Genomic DNA, 16,045 nt, shown 5'->3' on the forward strand with positions numbered 1-16,045 from the left:
GGAACGCAAACGAGCCCCGGCCGGAAACAGCCGGCCGGGGCTCCTTGATTGCGCGGGATGCGGTGGTCAGACCGCCACGGGGGCTTCCTCGGCCGAGCGTACGGCCTTCCATTCCTCAATCCGGGCCTGCTGCAGCGGGGTCTGGCGGTTGAAGTACCAGGCTGCGCCGAGCAACAGGAACCAGACCGGGGCTACCACCAGCGCGAGCCGGGTGTCATCGGCCTGCGCCAGCGCCACCAGCATGAAGACGAAAAACGCCAGCACCACATAGGGCATGAAGGCGGAACCGGGCATCTTGAATGTCGAGGCGGCGTGCAGGGCAGGCCGGCGCCGGCGGAATGCGAGGTAGCTGATGAGGATCATGGACCAGACGAACATGGTCAGCACCGAAGCCACCGAGGTGACGATGGTGAAGGCTCCGATGACGGAATCGCCGGCGTAGAGCAGGACCAGTCCGGCCAGCAGGAAGATGCAGGAGAACAGCAGCGCGTTCTGCGGGACCTTGCGGATGCTCAGCTTCCCGAACGCCTTGGGCGCGTTGCCGTCCTGGGCGAGGCCATAGATCATGCGGGAGGTGGAATAGATTCCGGAGTTGGCGCTGGATGCGGCGGAGGTCAGCACCACGAGGTTGATGACCACGGCGGCGATGCCCAGCCCGGCCAGGGTGAACATCCCGATGAACGGGCTGCTGGCCGGATCGATGCTGCGCCACGGGTTGACTGCCATGATGACTACCAGGGCGCCTACGTAGAACAGCAGGACCCTGACGGGGATGGAATTGATGGCCCGCGGCAGGTTCTTTTCAGGGTTCTTGGTTTCCGCGGCTGCGGTGCCCACCAGTTCGATGCCGGCGAAGGCGAAAATGGCGATCTGGAAGCCGAGGATGAAGCCGAACATACCGTGCGGGAACATGCCGCCGTCGTTCCAGATGTTGGCCAGATTGGCGACGGCGCCGCCGGGCGAGGTGAAGTGGGAGGCAATCATCACCACACCGGTGGCGATGAGCGCGAGGATCGCCACCACTTTGATAATGGCGAACCAGAACTCCGCTTCGCCAAACGCCTTGACACTGGGCAGATTCAGCAGGATCAGCACCACGGGGGTGATCAGGGCCGGGATCCACAGGGGAGTGCCGGGCGCGAGCTTGTCCACGTATCCGGCGATGGCCACGATGTCGGCCACTCCGGTGACCACCCAGAAGAACCAGTACGACCAGCCGGTGAAAAAGCCTGCCCAGGGTCCGAGGAGGTCGCCGGCGAAGTCGCTGAAGGATTTGTAGTTCAGGTTGGAGAGCAGGATCTCGCCCATGGCCCGCATGACGAAGAACAGCATGAAGCCGATGATCATGTAGACGAGGATGACGGACGGGCCGGCCAGGGAGATGGTCTTGCCGGAGCCCATGAACAGGCCGGTGCCGATTGCGCCGCCGATGGCGAGCAGTTGGATGTGGCGGTTGCCAAGGGCGCGGGCGAGGTTCGGTTCCTGGCCGTGGCCCCCGGTAGCGGATTCTGATGCAGTGGTCGGGGTGGCCGTGGTGGTGCGTTCAGACATTGGGCTTCTTCCTTGTCACAGGCGGGGCGATGCGGAAAGGGGATCCGGCATCGCGGCCCGCACGGATCCGTCATTGGTGTGACGGAGGTAACAGTTTTGGCGTGTGAATTAAGAGTAGGCCCGGGATTCAGGCACCCCCCGGCGTCACGGCGGTTCGTCCGGCCGGCAGTGCCGGGCGCTCGCGGAGGGCGGCGCGGCCGGAGGGGCGGCTTTCCCGGGGGCTCCGGCGCGTCAATCAGTCCTGCCAGGGTTCGACAACTGTCGATCATCGTAGCCTCGGTTGTCGTCCTGTGTCCCACGTCATATTTAGCTTCCGGCAGGCTCTTTCCGGGTCGTGGTTCCGGGTGCTGTGGTCCCGGGCTGCGGGTCAGCGGGCCGCCAGGCGGGTGGCCCGCAGTACGGCGTCCGTCAGGGAAGCCGCCTCGCCGTCCGGTCCGACGGCGCTGCGGTGGCGGCTGTCCAGGACGTCGAGCCGCCACTCGGGGCCCTCGATCTGGAGTTCGCGGGCAAGGTCCTCGGCGGTGAAGTACTTCTCCGGTGTGTTGTGCGTTCCCCACGGCGGCAGGCTGTCAGGGTGGTGGCCGACGACGAGCAAGGTGCCGCCCGTCCGAACCGCGGCCGCGGCGAGCTGCAGCGCCTGTTGCCACGGCATCTGGGTGGAATGCAGGAATTGTGCCGTGACCAGGTCGAACGGCTGATCCGGCACCCAGCCGGCGAGATCCTGCCGCACCCACTCGATGTTGGCGCCCTGCCCCGCCTCTTGCGCATGGGCAGCCGCCCGTTCAAGGGCGACGGCGGAGACGTCCAGCGCCGTCACGGCCCAGCCGCGGCCGGCCAGCCAGATGGCGTCGGCTCCCTCGCCGCAGCCCAGATCCAAGGCAGTGCCCGGCGGTAGCTCCGAAGCCTCTGCGATCAGCTGCGGATTGGGCCGGCCGCTCCACACCCTGGGACGGCGGCGGTACCTTTCGTCCCACAGCTGGGCGGCCGTGCCGTGGTTGCCGGGGTGATCCCCGCCGTCGTTCCCGTGTCTGTGCTCGTGCTCCGTCATGGTTCTCCTCCGGGTCGCTCATCACATCATTGCAGGGTGGGTGCGCCGGGGAAACGGCAGCGCGCGGGGATGCGGAGCCGGGGACACACGGAAATCACCGAGTGGAAACGCGGCCGAAACCTTCCTGGTGAATGCTGGGGCCACGACGTTGGAACGCTGGGGAAGGCAATGATCATGAACGTAGAGGAAGCGCGCCAAGTCCACACCTGCACCGAGCTGGCAGTGGGGGACGAGATCGAGGCATGGCATAACGGCAGGCTCTTCCACCGCGGCACGGTGAGCCGCACGGTGGCGTCCACGGATCTGTTCTGGATCCGGGACTCGAGAACGGGGGCGCGACGCCTGATCGACTTTGAGGCGTTGGTCATCCTCCGCGCCCCGGCTCCCGGCGCTACGGCGGCCGGCGGGGCCGCCGCCGGGTCCGGGAAGGTCGCGTCCGCGAAGGCAGCGTCCGCAGCGGGTGGGCACGCGTCGTCGCACGTCCCGCTGTTCCAGGCGCCCAGCATGGCGCCGTAAGCCCCCGGCCCTGCCGGATGATAGACTGAACGAACTTGATGTGCAGTGATGCCCACTATGGTCTTGATTGATCGGTTCCGGTTCATCAACCGGTTCCCCGGCAGGATTCCTCACGGAATTCGTCCGCCGGGAGTGGGTTTTTTTCATGTGAGAGGCACATCCTGCGTCGATGAACGCGTTCTATTTGGTCCCGGCCGCCACTGCCGCAAGGTTAGTAGCAGCCCGGTTGATCACCTGACTTTTCTTCGGCGAACCCCTGGACCAACCGGCACCGGGGGCCGATATCCTCACGGATACCGCCTGAAAGACCTTTGAAACACATGACTACTTTCGCTGCCCTTGGCACGCCCAAGGCCCTTGCCGACCTGCTGACCGCTCAGGGGATCGAATCCCCGTTCCCGATCCAGGTCAAGACCCTCCCGGACACCCTGGCCGGACGTGACGTCCTGGGCCGCGGCCGCACCGGCTCCGGCAAGACCATCGCCTTCGCCATCCCGCTTGTAGCCCGACTCGCTGAGCGGGAGGCCAAGCACTTCCGTAAGCCGGGCCGCCCCATGGGCCTGGTCCTGGCACCCACCCGTGAACTGGCCACCCAGATCAACGCCACGATCGAGCCGATGGCCAAGGCCATGGGCCTGACCACCACCGTGATCTACGGCGGCATCTCCCAGGCACGCCAGGAAAAGGCCCTGCGCGCTGGCGTCGACATCGTCATCGCCTGCCCGGGCCGCCTGGAGGACCTGATCCGCCAGCGCATCCTGACCCTCGAGGCCGTCGAAATCACCGTCCTGGACGAGGCCGACCACATGGCCGACCTCGGCTTCCTCCCGGTGGTCAAGAAGCTCATGGACATGACCCCCAGCCAGGGCCAGCGCCTGCTCTTCTCCGCCACCCTGGACAACGGCGTGGACAAGATCGTCCAGCGTTACCTGTCCAACCCGCTGACCCACTCCGTGGACGATCCGCAGGCCGCGGTGACCACCATGGAACACCACGTGCTCGTCGTCAACGACCAGACCGTCAAGAAGCAGCTGATCGTCGAGCTCGCCTCGGGCGCTGGCCGCCGGGTGCTCTTCATGCGCACCAAGCACCACGCCCGCAAGCTGGCCAAGACGCTGACCGACGCCGGCATCCCGGCCGTCGACCTCCACGGCAACCTTTCGCAGAACGCCCGTGACCGCAACCTGGCCGAGTTCTCCTCCGGTGACGTCCGCGTCCTGGTGGCCACCGACGTCGCGGCCCGCGGCGTCCACGTCGACGACGTCGAACTGGTCATCCACGTGGATCCGCCCACCGAGCACAAGGCTTACCTGCACCGCTCAGGCCGCACGGCTCGCGCCGGTTCCGACGGCACCGTGGTCACGCTGACCCTGCCCGAGCAGCAGTCCGACGTCAAGAAGCTCATGAAGGCTGCCGGCGTCGAGGTCAACTTCGAGCGCGTCACCGCCAACTCCCCGCTGGTTGCCCAGCTGGTGGGCGAAATGGCCGACAAGATCGATCCGCGCACCCGTGCAGCACTGCTCGCAGCCAAGGCCGCGCAGCACGGCGGCGGCAGCTCCACCGGTGCCAACGCCGAGCGCAAGCGCGCCCGCCGCACCACCCAGGCTGCACCCACTGCGGGTGGCCGTGGCGGACGTGGCGGACGCGGACGCGTCGGAGCTGAGGCTCCCCGCACAGATCTTCCCCGTGCCGAGCGCCGTGCCGTGGCCTACGAGGGCCAGGCTGCGGCTCGCAACGCTGCAGAGCGTGTCGCGGAAAAGAACGAGGACCGGGCGGATGCCGAGCGCGCCGCACGCCGCACCGCCCGCGGACGCTCCACTGCCTACGCACACCACAACGATGTGCCGGCCGCCGGCGGCCGCGCATCGGCCGGCCGCGGTTCGGACGGACGCGCCTCTGAAGGACGCGGCGACGCCCGGGGCGCCTCGGCACCCCGCAGCGGCGCTCCCCGCACGGGCGGCGCACCGCGCACCGGTGCCTCGGCCGGCGGCCAGCGCGGCGGGCGTCCGGCAACCGGCCAGCGCGCAGCTGCCGGCGCCAGCGGCGCAACCAGCAAGTCCGGCGGAAACTCGGCTGTCTGGTCTTCAAACACCGGCGGCACTTCGGGCGGATCCTACGCGGGTGGCGGCAACGGCCGTTCCGGCGAAGGCCGCCCGGCACGCAGCGGCCCCCGCCGCGCGTCCGCACCGGCGTCGAACGAACGCCGCAGCCGCTAAGTCCCGAATGCCATCATCGAGTGCTCCGTAAGCGCCGTTTAGCAGGTTCAGAACGGCACTTGTGGAGCACTCGGTGGCATTAGGAACGCCTTACCATCCTCGGGTGCGCCACTCCTTTAGGTGCGGGCGTTCCGCGCCCAGGGTGGTGGGTTTGCCGTGGCCCGGGTGCACCACGGTGTCATCCGGGTACACATCGAACAGCCGCTCGCTCACATCGGTGATCAGCTGGTGGAACCGCTCAGGATCCTGCTGGGTGTTGCCCACGCCGCCGGGGAACAGCGAGTCGCCGGAGAAGATGTGCGCGGGGCCTGCCGGGTCCTGGTAGACCAGGGCGATCGAGCCCGGAGTATGCCCGCGCAGGTGCACCGCGGTCACGTCGAAGCCGTCGAAGTTGCCGACGTCCCCGTGATGCAGCAGCACATCCACCGGCACCGGCAGCTCAGGGGCGTCCTCCGTCCCGGCCGCCGTTTTCACGCCGGTGGCCGCCACCAGGCCCGGCAGTGCACGGACATGGTCCCAATGCTGATGGGTGGTGGCGATCAGCGCCAGCTTGGGCGTCGCGGACGTGTCCGCCGAGGCTTCCGCGAGCAGCTCCTGGATGGCGGCCAGATCATCGGCCGCATCGATCAGCAGCTGCGTGCCGGATGCCTTGCTGGTGAGCAGGTACACGTTGTTGTCCATCTCGCTGACCGAAATCCGGCGGATGGTGATGTCACGTAGTGAGTGAATGAGCGAGTCCATGGGCATCAGTCTACGGACGCGCTATTCGCGGCCCTCGGACACCCATCGGGGGTCCGCGGAACGGGAGCCGACGACGGCGTCCGCGGCGGCGTCGAGCTTCTCCAGCTGCGCGGCTGTGAAGGTGAGCGCCAGGGCGCCCAGGTTCTCGTCGATCCGGTGCGCCTTGCGCGTACCGGGGATGGGAACCACGGGGAGTCCCAGCTTCCTGCCCTGCGCCAGCAGCCAGGCCAGAGCGACCTGGGCCGGAGTCGCGCCGTGCCCCGCGACCTCCAGCTCGGCGGCGACGGCCTGGACCGCGGCCACCACACCCCGGTTGGCCTCAGCGGCGTCTTCGGCGAAGCGGGGGACGTTGCGGCGGAAGTCGTTGCTGCCCAGCGTCGAGGCGTCCACGGTGCCGGTGAGGAATCCCCGGCCCAGCGGCGAATAGGGCACAAAACCCACCCCGAGCACGGCGGCTGCGGGAACTACGTTGCGTTCCACGTCGCGGCTCCAGATGGACCATTCGCTCTGGACGGCGGCGATCGGGTGGATGCTGCTGGCTTCGCGCAGCTCCTCGGCCGTCACCTCGGACAGGCCAAGATGCCGTACCTTGCCCTGCTGCACAAGCTCCGCCATGGCCCCCACGGTTTCCACAATCGGAACGCGGAGGTCACGGCGGTGCATGTAGTACAGGTCAATGGTGTCGGTGCCCAGCCGTTGCAGGCTGCGGTCCACGGACTGCTTCACGTAGGCGGCGTCGCCCCGGATATCGGTGTAGCCGTCCGCCGGGCTGCCCACAAGGCCGAACTTGGTGGCCAGCTGGACTTCGCCCCGGCGCTCCTTGAGCAGCCGGGCGATCAGCTCCTCATTGCTGCCCCCGCCGTAGATGTCCGCCGTGTCGATGAACGTGACTCCGGAGTCCACGGCGTGGTGCAGGGTCCGCAGTGCCTCGGACTGGTCCACCTCCCCGTAGACCGCGGTCAGGGCCATGCCGCCGAAGCCCAGAGGGCTGACCGTGAGGCCGTCGCCGAGCTGGAGTGATGCTGCCGCTGCTTGATTCATGGAACTCTCCGTTTCTTGGATTGCACATGGGGACGTGGCTGCCCGCCGGGCTTGCAGTCCTTGCCAAGAACCTTCGGGGAAGCGCCAGTGTTCCGCCCTTAGTCCTCGGCCGCGGAACCGCCGGACGGCAGCAGCTTCAGTCCCGCCGCGCAGCCGACAATCCCGGCGATGAACAGCAGCTTGAGCGGACTGGCCGGTTCGACGCCGGTCGCCATCGCCCAGCCGACCGTCAGCGCCGCGCCGATCCCCACCCAGACGGCGTACGCCGTCCCGAGCGCTATCTGCTTCACCGCCAGCTCCAGGCCCGCCATGCTCAGTGCGGCGGCGACGGCAAACACGAGGGTGGGCAGCGGCCGGGCGAAACCGTCGGACAGGCCCATGGCCGTGGCCTACACGGACTCCAGCACAGCCGACGCCAGCAGGATGATCCAGGCCGACGCCGGTTTTGGGCCGGCCAGTTTCGGGCCCACGTTCACGCCGCCACCTTCAGCCCGGCAACGCACGCAGCGATCCCGGCGAGCAGCAGGATCCGCCCCGCCGTCGCACGTTCGACCTTGGCGATCATCGCGTAGGCGGAGGTCAGGACGACGCCGACGCCCACCCACACCGCGTAGGCGGTGCCGACGGGAATGGTCTGCATGGCCACCGCCAGGCCGGCGGTGCTGGCCAGGACGGAGACTAGGAAAACGGCGGCAGGGACCAGTCTGCGGCTGCCCGCGGCCCGCGAGGCCCGGTGCAGGGCTGCTGCCCAGACTGCCTCCAGCGCACCGGAGAGGATGAGCATTGCCCACGGCATGACGGCTCCCTTGGCCAGTCTTGTCGCGTACCGGGTACTGAACCGTCGTCCGGAGGTCCCGGAGGAGGAACCTTGGTTTCCAGCCTATCAACGTCCGACGGTGCGCGGGTGAAGGCTGCCCGGACAGTACAGACAGCTATGCTGTGCCAGGCCCGTCCTAACCGCCGTCAGATACGGGGTCGATGGACACGACGGCCAGGAAGCCGCGGCCAAGGATTTCCGGCGTGGCCGTGTCTGAACCGACGACGGCGTCGTAGCGGTTCAGCTCGACGCGTCCCGCCTCCGGCGGCTCGCCGCCCCCCGCCTCACCAGGGACGGGCGCGCCGGCGTCCGCGGTGCCGGGGCTGACCGCGGCCTGGCCCTGGAGCAGGATTCCGAGCTGGCCTTCGAACACGGGATGGGCGCGCTTCTTGGAGAGTTCGATGATGGAGGTGTAGCCCTTGAAGGCGCCCCTGCGGGTGATGAGGTTCAGGTCGCGGATGTCGCCGGTGGGCAGAGCCCCGGCCGAGTCCGCGTCGCCGGAGAACCGAAACGGGCGGTATTTCTCAAGCGGGTGCTCGGCGCCGTCGACGCTCAGCAGCATCAGCTCGCCGTCAATGACGGTGATCACGCGGTCCATACCGGGGAAGGAGGAGAAGTCGCCGGCCTTGGACACCTCGGCGATGCTCACCCGCCAGTCCCAGGCGCCGTCCTGCCCTGTGGCAGCCCGGGGGTGGCGTGCCAATTCGCGGGTCACCCCGCCGCCGTTGCGCCAGGGTTGGGCTTTGAGCTCGGCATAGCGGATGATCTCCATGGGCCCAGCCTATCCGCCGGCTCCGGCGCCGCCGCCGCCCCATGCGGGATGTGACTCGGGCCGTGACACTTGACGCCGGCACCGAAACCTCGGCAGCGGCTGCGCGGTCTTGCTAACGTCAGAGGCAAGAAGCGTTGCAGAAGGAGCCGGAATGTTCGTCAAAGTGTGCGGTCTCAGCACCCCCGAGTCAGTCCGCACCGCGGTCGAGTCCGGGGCGGACGCCGTCGGCTTCGTCCTGACCCGAAGCCCCCGTGAAGTCACGCCGGCACAGGCTCGGAACCTCCTGGCCTGTGTCCCCGCCGGGCTCCCCGCGGTGGGGGTCTTCCGGCATGAGACGGCCGCGGACGCCGTCGCTGTGGCTCGCGAGGCGGACCTGGCTTGGGTGCAACTGCACGGCGACCGCTCCCCGGCGGACGTCCGGACGGTGCACGACGCCGGCATGAAGGTCATCCGGGCCGTCACCATGTCGGCCGCCCCGGAAGCGTTCGAAGATTGGGGCGAGGAGCTGCTTTTGATCGACGCCGCCGTGCCCGGCTCCGGCGAGGCCTGGGACTACAGCTCGGTCCGGGCACTGGGGCTCGAGGGCCGGCGCTGGCTGCTGGCCGGCGGCCTGGATCCCGCCAACGTCGCCCGGGCGGCAGCGGAGGCCGGCGCGTGGGGCATGGACGTGTCCTCCGGCGTCGAATCATCCCGCGGCGTCAAGGACCTGGCCAAGATCAGGGAGTTCGTGAAGGCCGCGAAATCGTCGGACTGAGATTTCCAGGGCCTGACAGGCCTCTGAGCTCACGCAGGCGAACGGCAGCCGGGGCGATTTCCTGGCTGCCGCTCTCCTGATGCTCTTTCGTCAGGCGTTCCTCGCGCCTGCGGGACGCAGGGTGGTTCCGCCCAGCTAGGAGCGCTTAATCACGACGTCGTCGATGTACTCATCGCCCTTCTGGCGGGTGTGCTCGGCACCGAGCTGAACCTTGCTCAGGCTGCTCCCGAGCATGCTGACGGTACTGCTGTTGTATTTCTGCACTCCGTCGAACCACACCTGGATGTTTGATTTACTGCCGTTGGCTGTCACCCGCATGGTGACGTGATGCCAGGCGCTCAGGGAAATGCTTCCGGCGATCAGCTTCGTGTAGACAAAGGAGCCGCTCGGCGCAGTCACCCGCAGCCAGAGCTGTCCGTTGCTGTTGTAGCGGTAGATGTCCGCAACCCGGGTTGTGCCGGAGAAGAACCGGAAGTACGGGACATCGTTGCCGGCGACTCCCGCGGTGGTGATGTCGAACCAGCCGTCCGCGTAGACAGTTTTGGTGCCCGAGGGGAAGGAGGGGGTGGAGAGGTTTGCAAGCGAACCGGAATCAGTCGTCACGTGCAGTTTGGCTGAACAAGACCCGGTGTGCGCTGTCGGGCTCAAAACACCTGCGGTGCCTGTTCCCGCCACCTTGGGAATGAGGGGGGAAAGGCTCCCGGACTCAAAGTTTGAGGCAACCACCGTGGTTCCGGGGTAAGAGTTGGTTGGTACGGGAGTGCCCGTCTTGCACGTGGCCGCCGAACTTGCCTGCGCGGAACCGAAAACAAGGGTACCGGCTACTAGCAGTCCGAGCGTCCCCACTGTGCTAAGTGCTTTTAGTTTTCTCATTGATTTTACTTTCAGTGATTGGTTCGACTTGTTCATTTGATCTCGCGCCGTGGCAACGAGCATGCTGGGTCCGTTCACGCCAGCTGCACCAGCTGCACTACCGCCGAGATGCCAACTACAGACAGGAGGGCCGCGGTGACGATCACCACTGCCCGCGGCAGTGCTCGATCAGGCTTTAGTACACGCAGCACGTCGCAGCTCACGAGTGCCGTTACGGTGGCGAGGCCCGTCAGGAAGACGATCATTTCGCACGCACCAAGGAGCGCTTGGACCTCTTGAGCTCGAATCCCAGGAGGCCGAGCGTGGCGATGGCCAAGAGACAGACGCCTGCCGGAGGGGACCAGAGACGTGCATAGATCATCGCCGTCGCCACGAGCGTGGACATCGCAAGGCTGAAGGCGATTGCGATGGCGATGCTAAGGGGAAGCGCCCCGGTCGCTTGCACGGAGCGTGGAGGATCAATCCGGAGGAGCAGGACCAACGCTGTTCCGGGGCCTGCCAGCATCAACAGGCCGATCACCGCCATCCGCAGGCCACCGGGGCCGAAGAACGAGAGTGGTATGGCGGCTAAGGCCACGACGGCCGTCGCATAGCTCACATAGCTGCGTTCAGTTGCCATTGCTAACTCCTTCGATGTGGAAAATCACGCCGCCGGCATTTTCAAAAACCTTTGTCCAGCCAGGATTGGTGCCGCATGTGGCGATGAAACGCTGAAGGTCGCCTGGGGGAGTCGAGCCGCGAAGATCGGCCGCCTCCTGCTGGCTTTCCGTGATGATCAGATACGCCCCCGATTTGTGGGCGATCTGGTTGGCCGCGTCACAGGTGAGCGGGGCCGTAGCGTGGCTTGGCTCGGCAGCAACGAGAGCTCGATAGTCATAATCCGCGTAGTGCTGGAATCTCCACGGCGTATTGCGCACCGCCTCGATGAGGACTGCTCCGGTAGGGGCAGTCGAGTAGAGGCGGTTCACGACGGCGATTTCATCGTTGCTGAAACTCTCCATACCGTCGTTTCCATAGCGGGAAACGACCGTGGCCGTGGCGAGTACCGAGCCCAGCAGCAACAAGCCCAGAGCGCGCCGCAAGCTCAGCCCGGCACTCCTGTCGGACATCAGTGGCAGCACCGCCAGGCAAACGGCGAACGGCAGGCTGAAGAGGTACAGGCGGAGCAGCAGTTCACCCCCGTACGGCTGGGCCGGGATCAGGACCAGGGGCGCCAGCGCACAAGCCGCGGCCGCGAGCCACGGCGCTTTCCGCCTGTAGCCCGCTATGGCTCCAACGACGGCAAGGATCCATACCAGCGCCACCTCGGCCATTCGCGTATAAACGACAAACATGTGCGCATCGCTGCCGGAGACCCTTGTGTTCAGCGCGCCGACCGTGTTCGCACCGATGTCGCCGAACGAGCCGAAGAGCTGGCCATAGTGTCCCTGCAGATATGTTGATGCGGCAAAGAGCAGCCAGCCCACCGGCAGCACCACAGCGAGTACCGGCAGAAAGCGCAGCCGGAGTCGGCCGGTCAGCAGCAAGACGGCCATGATCGGGATTACCGCGAAGGGACTGAGTTGGTGTGATGCTGTCATCGCGAGGAGGATCAGCGAACAGACCACGACGAGCACGGCTGCGTCCGCTTTGGAAGGCTCCACTAGGCCTTGCCGCGGGACCGCGCCGTCCAACCTGCTGACAATTCGGGCAAGCCACGTGGAGAACCGGTTGCGGTCCGTAGGCCATGCCCATCCGCTGAAGGCGCTGAGAAGGCAGGCAATCAGAGTGAGCATGAGCACGAAGGAATAGGCCTGCGGTGACAGATAGTCCTGTCCCACCCAGCTGGTCAGATAGAAGATCCACACGGCCGCCCAGGCTTGGCGGGGATTTGCGGTCAATCGTTTTGCCAGCGCCAAGAGCGGCGCCAGCAGGAGGATGTTGATCCCAACGGGAGCCCACGTCGCGATGCCCATCAGGTCCTTTACCCCGGTTGCGCCTGACAGCATTCCCAACAGGTCGAAGAAGCCCGGCCAGTTGAAATACGCGTCCAGCCCGGGATCCAGCTGGCCTGACTGGGCGATGTTGTCGGCAATTCCCAGATGCCGGAAGCTCGCCTCCAGACGCGGCAAGCCATGGATGATCGGGTCGGCACCGTCCAGGACGATCACCGTGACCAGAACTTGCCACGTCAGAAGGGCCGGGACGAACCGGCGAAGACTCAGGGAGGCCACGAAACCGGCCAAGCTGAGAGCGAGCGCGATGAAGTAGGCAGGAGGCAGCGCTCGGATGAGTCCGGCGCCCCCAATCTGCAGGGGATCGACCCGGGTCAAGCTCCAGACGCCGAGCACCAGGGCCGCCGCGGCTACGGCGGCCAGGGCGTTGACGTGCCAGGAGGGCGTCAGTCCAAGGTTACGGTCGGTGGGCGGTTTTGCACCGCCGTCTCGCACACGTTGGGCGGTTCGCACGGAGAGACTTGCTGCCGTTTCGCGTGTCATGATTTCTCGATTCGAGTCGGCTGGTGGCGCGCCGCCGCAGGAACCTCGCCTGGTACGGCGGGGGCCTTCATTCGGGTCAGCGTGATCAGGCGCAGTATGGCGATCAGAGCAACCGTCGCCTGAGCGACGGACCAGAGCAGGGATACTCCGGTAAGGCCATATTGCTGGGCCACGGCCGCGGCGGGCGCCACGACCAGGATGGCGGCCAGGACGGCCACAACTGTGGATTCAAACAGACGCCCTTGGGCTCGGCACAGCCCGTAGTAGACCTGGGTCACACAGCTCAGGAGCAGTGCCGGAACTAGTACGGGAAGCAGAATCCAAGCGGAAGCGTACTGCGGCCCGAGAAAGCGGAGGAGTAGTGGCCCGGCAAGCATCAGGATCAGCCCGGCCGCGAGAGTCAGCAGAAGGCTGGCCCGGAGTGCGGAGGCGACGAGACCGGGTCTTGAACGCGTGCCGGCCAGGGCCGTCTGGAGGGTGAGCCCGGCGGACTGCGGCACGAAGAAGACCGCTGAGGCCATCATCCACACTATGTACCACGCGGCAGTCGCCGCAGGGCCCACCGTGGCGGCAACGATGAGGGGAAGCAGGTAACCAGGTGCGCGGTCTGCGAGCATGAGCGCGTGGTTCGGAAGCCCGGGTTTCAAGAGTTTCAAGGCCGGGCGTGGCCGCAGTCCGTGTCTCCAGTCAGGGGAGACTTTGGCGCGGCTGAGCTGGTGCAGGCCCACGACAACACTTACCAGCGCTCCGGCCCCAACAGCGCCAACGATGACCCACAGTTCGCGGATTCCGACGGCGAACGCGGCGGCCAGGAAGGCAAGCTGCACCAGACTTTGCACGATGCTTCGGACAAGTGTGCGGTCAGCGCGCTGCTGGGCAACGCCGACATGGTCGAGCTGATAGGCGCTGGCGGCGAAGAGGGCCGTGGCCAGGAATATGACTGTTACGAGGGGATCGTTCCAGGCCTCTCCCACCCCCGAACCGAGGGAGTGCGTAATGCCGGCCAGTACTCCTGCCACGACGAGGGAAAACGTCCCCACGGTGAGCAGACTGGTGGCTATGAGGCGGCGGCCTCCGTCTGTTTCGGCGGGGAGAAGAGTCAGCGTCGCGGGCCCGACGCCGAGCATTCCCAGCTGGACGGTCAGAAGAGCCGCGGACACCACCGCCGAGCCCAGACCTATCTGCGCCTGAGGAAGCACGAGGGCAGCGAGCGCCCAGAACAGGAAACCGGTCAGCATGGGGGCTACCCTCGCCGCGGCCAGCCAGGCTGCATTTCCTCCCACCGAGAGGGTCTGGTTTGCGGGTCGCAGGATCTCACCGAACATGGCGCGGTAGTTGTAGAGAAAAAAGCCCATCCAGTAGGGCAGGAAGCGGGGGGCTTGTACCAGGGACAAGCCGACGCCGCGGACTGATGCCAGCAGGGGAAGGACCACTAACCAGCTGGCGCGGGACGGATGTTTGCGTATGGTCCGGGCCATCCCGGCGCCGTCCTGGAGCCACTGGTCGCGGGCATAGTCAAAGGTGTCGGCGAACCGGTGTCTGACCACTGTGGAGCTGGAGACGCCGAGCCGGTAGCCGGCTTGCTCCATCCGGATCCGCAACTCGACATCTTCCCCGGAGCGGAAGTCGTCGTCGAAGCCGACCGAAAGCAGCACGTCACGGCGCATGAGGGTGGCGCAGACTCCAAACCAGGTGCGCACGCGGCTGTGGTTGTGGTGCCAGGCCAGAGCCGCACCCCAGTACCCCGGACCGTCGGCCTCGCTGGCCAGCCCGAATTGCAGCCCGTCATAGCCGCCCGACTCGAATTCGTCCAGGAGCCGTCCCAAAGTGCCCGGCGGAAGGACGACGTCGGCGTCTATGAGGGCGACCACGTCGCTACTGGCGCTCCGAGCACCCAGCATCCGCGCGGCCGGCAAGCCGCGGCCCTCGTCGGAGATGACGATCGCCCCGAAGGAACGGGCAATGTTGGCCGTGTCATCCGTCGAGCATCCATCGATCACGATCATTTCGTGCGGGTGTTGGCGGCCGATTGACTCCAGGCATTCGCCCAACCAAGCTGCGGCATTGCGCGCCGGAACAACAACCGACACCTTGAGATCGCTCACGTGGCCTCACCTCACTCGTCGAGCTTTGAACGGACCAGGTTCGCGATGAAGTCGGAGGCCTGATCCGCGGACCAGGAGGCAGGCAGCCGAAGCAACCAGCACGGCACATCCTCCAGGGCCCGCCGCACAACGGCAGCCTTCTGGCCGAAATGCTCTTCCAACGGGACCAGGCTGGTAGCACCGAGGGCCTCGACGAGCCGCCGCGACACCATGGGCAGTTCGGAATGGAAGTTCCCGACGATCCGGGACGTCATCCACTCTGTGCTTCGTGCTTCCAGCCGGGCGTCCGACCCGTCATAGCGTTCGAGGAAGATGGCCAGCTGGGCCGGGGCCGCCGAAGAGATCCGGTTTGATCCGAAGACATGATCCGGCTGCACCATCCGGTGCTCGGGGGACCAGCGCCTGGTGAACGCGGCAGTTTTCGGATAGCGGACAATCACCGGATGGACGGCCGTGGCCAGATGGGCGACAGGGGTTGTGAGCCATCCCGGCGCCAGCGGTTTGCGGGTTCCACGAAACATGTCCGGGTAGATGGCCCTGTGGTGGGGCTTAATGAACATCGGCTTGGCATAGCCCATGAGCATTCCGCCGGCGCCCATGAAGGCCCAGTCGTCAGCCATGAATCGTACGTCCCGCATGGCAACCAACTTCGCCACTGTGCTGGTCTTCCCGACGCCTCCCCACGCTGGCAGGAGTACCCCGGAGCCACGGAAGTCCACCACCGCGGCGTGGATCATCGCGGTCTCCTCCCGGACGCACAGGCGGTCCAGCAAAGGGATCACTGAGGTCAACAGCTCGCCGGCCCCTTCGATCCGATATCCGTCCGGGGTTTCAATGACCTGAACCCGGTCCGCGGGGATGTACAGCGAGTCCCCAGTGAATCGGTAGGCGTCCTCGGCGTGCGACTGACCGGAAACGGGTGAGACTTTTCCGCCGATGGTTATCCGCCTGGGCGCGGTGGACTTCCCGAGGAACGGGGCGAGCATGTCACGCAGCTGCGACTCGCCCGGCGTCCCCGGCTCCACGTCGATGCCCACGATGCCATGGACATCGAAACTGGCTCCAACCGATGCACCGATCGGCTGCTTCACGTCGCGTTCAGACTGGCTCATGATCCAAGCTTTCTGGGTTCGG

Annotated in this window: 16 protein-coding genes and 1 riboswitch; of the genes, 3 read left to right on the plus strand and 13 right to left on the minus strand. The window is 66.5% G+C overall.

Annotated elements, in window-relative coordinates:
* Positions 1–66: 66 nt before the first annotated feature.
* Together ACQCSY_RS11765 and ACQCSY_RS11770 are read right to left on the minus strand one after the other, a co-directional pair.
* A complete protein-coding gene (locus tag ACQCSY_RS11765) occupies positions 67–1,551 on the minus strand; it encodes an amino acid permease (protein ID WP_427128955.1) in 1,485 nt (494 codons plus the stop codon).
* A gap of 367 nt (positions 1,552–1,918) precedes the next feature.
* Complete coding sequence (locus ACQCSY_RS11770; protein WP_427128957.1) at positions 1,919–2,599, minus strand: class I SAM-dependent methyltransferase; 681 nt, start codon at positions 2,597–2,599, stop codon at positions 1,919–1,921.
* Positions 2,600–2,773: 174 nt separating this feature from the next.
* Here ACQCSY_RS11770 and ACQCSY_RS11775 point away from each other — a divergent pair, with 174 nt between their 5' ends.
* Positions 2,774–3,115 (plus strand): hypothetical protein, encoded by a 342-nt coding sequence (locus ACQCSY_RS11775; protein ID WP_427128959.1) that lies wholly within the window; start codon positions 2,774–2,776, stop codon positions 3,113–3,115.
* A gap of 320 nt (positions 3,116–3,435) precedes the next feature.
* Entirely contained in the window at positions 3,436–5,331 is a 1,896-nt protein-coding gene (locus ACQCSY_RS11780) for a DEAD/DEAH box helicase (RefSeq protein WP_427128961.1), read from the plus strand.
* 90 nt (positions 5,332–5,421) lie between these two features.
* On the opposite strand, the gene ACQCSY_RS11785 is transcribed toward ACQCSY_RS11780, so the two are convergent.
* From ACQCSY_RS11785 to ACQCSY_RS11805, 5 genes are all read right to left on the minus strand, one after another.
* Positions 5,422–6,072, minus strand: coding sequence for an MBL fold metallo-hydrolase (locus tag ACQCSY_RS11785; protein WP_427128963.1), 651 nt, complete (start codon positions 6,070–6,072; stop codon positions 5,422–5,424).
* A gap of 21 nt (positions 6,073–6,093) precedes the next feature.
* Positions 6,094–7,113 (minus strand): aldo/keto reductase, encoded by a 1,020-nt coding sequence (locus ACQCSY_RS11790; protein WP_427128965.1) that lies wholly within the window; start codon positions 7,111–7,113, stop codon positions 6,094–6,096.
* A gap of 98 nt (positions 7,114–7,211) precedes the next feature.
* Positions 7,212–7,493, minus strand: a complete 282-nt coding sequence (locus tag ACQCSY_RS11795; RefSeq protein ID WP_427128967.1) for a DMT family transporter — start codon at positions 7,491–7,493, stop codon at positions 7,212–7,214.
* Between the two features lie 92 nt (positions 7,494–7,585).
* The gene (locus ACQCSY_RS11800) at positions 7,586–7,909 is read right to left on the minus strand and encodes a DMT family transporter (protein WP_427128969.1); all 324 of its coding nucleotides are present in this window, start codon (positions 7,907–7,909) and stop codon (positions 7,586–7,588) included.
* Positions 7,910–7,918: 9 nt separating this feature from the next.
* Positions 7,919–7,985, minus strand: a riboswitch (guanidine-III (ykkC-III) riboswitch).
* A gap of 81 nt (positions 7,986–8,066) precedes the next feature.
* On the minus strand, positions 8,067–8,702 hold the full coding sequence (locus ACQCSY_RS11805; protein WP_427128971.1) for a HutD/Ves family protein: 636 nt from the start codon (positions 8,700–8,702) through the stop codon (positions 8,067–8,069).
* A gap of 151 nt (positions 8,703–8,853) precedes the next feature.
* On the opposite strand from ACQCSY_RS11805, the gene ACQCSY_RS11810 reads away from it, so the two are divergent.
* On the plus strand, positions 8,854–9,456 hold the full coding sequence (locus tag ACQCSY_RS11810) for a phosphoribosylanthranilate isomerase (protein WP_427128972.1): 603 nt from the start codon (positions 8,854–8,856) through the stop codon (positions 9,454–9,456).
* Positions 9,457–9,591: 135 nt separating this feature from the next.
* Here the strand turns inward: ACQCSY_RS11810 and ACQCSY_RS11815 are convergent, their stop codons facing one another.
* From ACQCSY_RS11815 to ACQCSY_RS11840, 6 genes are all read right to left on the minus strand, one after another.
* A complete protein-coding gene (locus ACQCSY_RS11815; protein WP_427128974.1) occupies positions 9,592–10,059 on the minus strand; it encodes a hypothetical protein in 468 nt (155 codons plus the stop codon).
* A gap of 344 nt (positions 10,060–10,403) precedes the next feature.
* Positions 10,404–10,574 (minus strand): hypothetical protein, encoded by a 171-nt coding sequence (locus ACQCSY_RS11820; protein ID WP_427128976.1) that lies wholly within the window; start codon positions 10,572–10,574, stop codon positions 10,404–10,406.
* Positions 10,571–10,948 (minus strand): hypothetical protein, encoded by a 378-nt coding sequence (locus ACQCSY_RS11825; protein ID WP_427128978.1) that lies wholly within the window; start codon positions 10,946–10,948, stop codon positions 10,571–10,573. Before ACQCSY_RS11825 ends, ACQCSY_RS11820 begins: the two co-directional genes overlap by 4 nt.
* On the minus strand, positions 10,938–12,806 hold the full coding sequence (locus tag ACQCSY_RS11830) for a hypothetical protein (protein WP_427128980.1): 1,869 nt from the start codon (positions 12,804–12,806) through the stop codon (positions 10,938–10,940). The genes ACQCSY_RS11825 and ACQCSY_RS11830 overlap by 11 nt, the downstream gene beginning before the upstream one ends.
* Positions 12,803–14,911: a glycosyltransferase gene (locus tag ACQCSY_RS11835; protein ID WP_427128982.1), complete on the minus strand. Its 2,109-nt coding sequence runs from the start codon at positions 14,909–14,911 to the stop codon at positions 12,803–12,805. Before ACQCSY_RS11835 ends, ACQCSY_RS11830 begins: the two co-directional genes overlap by 4 nt.
* Before the next feature lie 11 nt (positions 14,912–14,922).
* A complete protein-coding gene (locus ACQCSY_RS11840) occupies positions 14,923–16,023 on the minus strand; it encodes a hypothetical protein (protein WP_427128983.1) in 1,101 nt (366 codons plus the stop codon).
* Positions 16,024–16,045: the final 22 nt, after the last annotated feature.

Origin of the sequence: Pseudarthrobacter sp. S9 (genome assembly GCF_050156545.1) — a bacterium.
Taxonomy (GTDB): Bacteria; Actinomycetota; Actinomycetes; order Actinomycetales; family Micrococcaceae; genus Arthrobacter.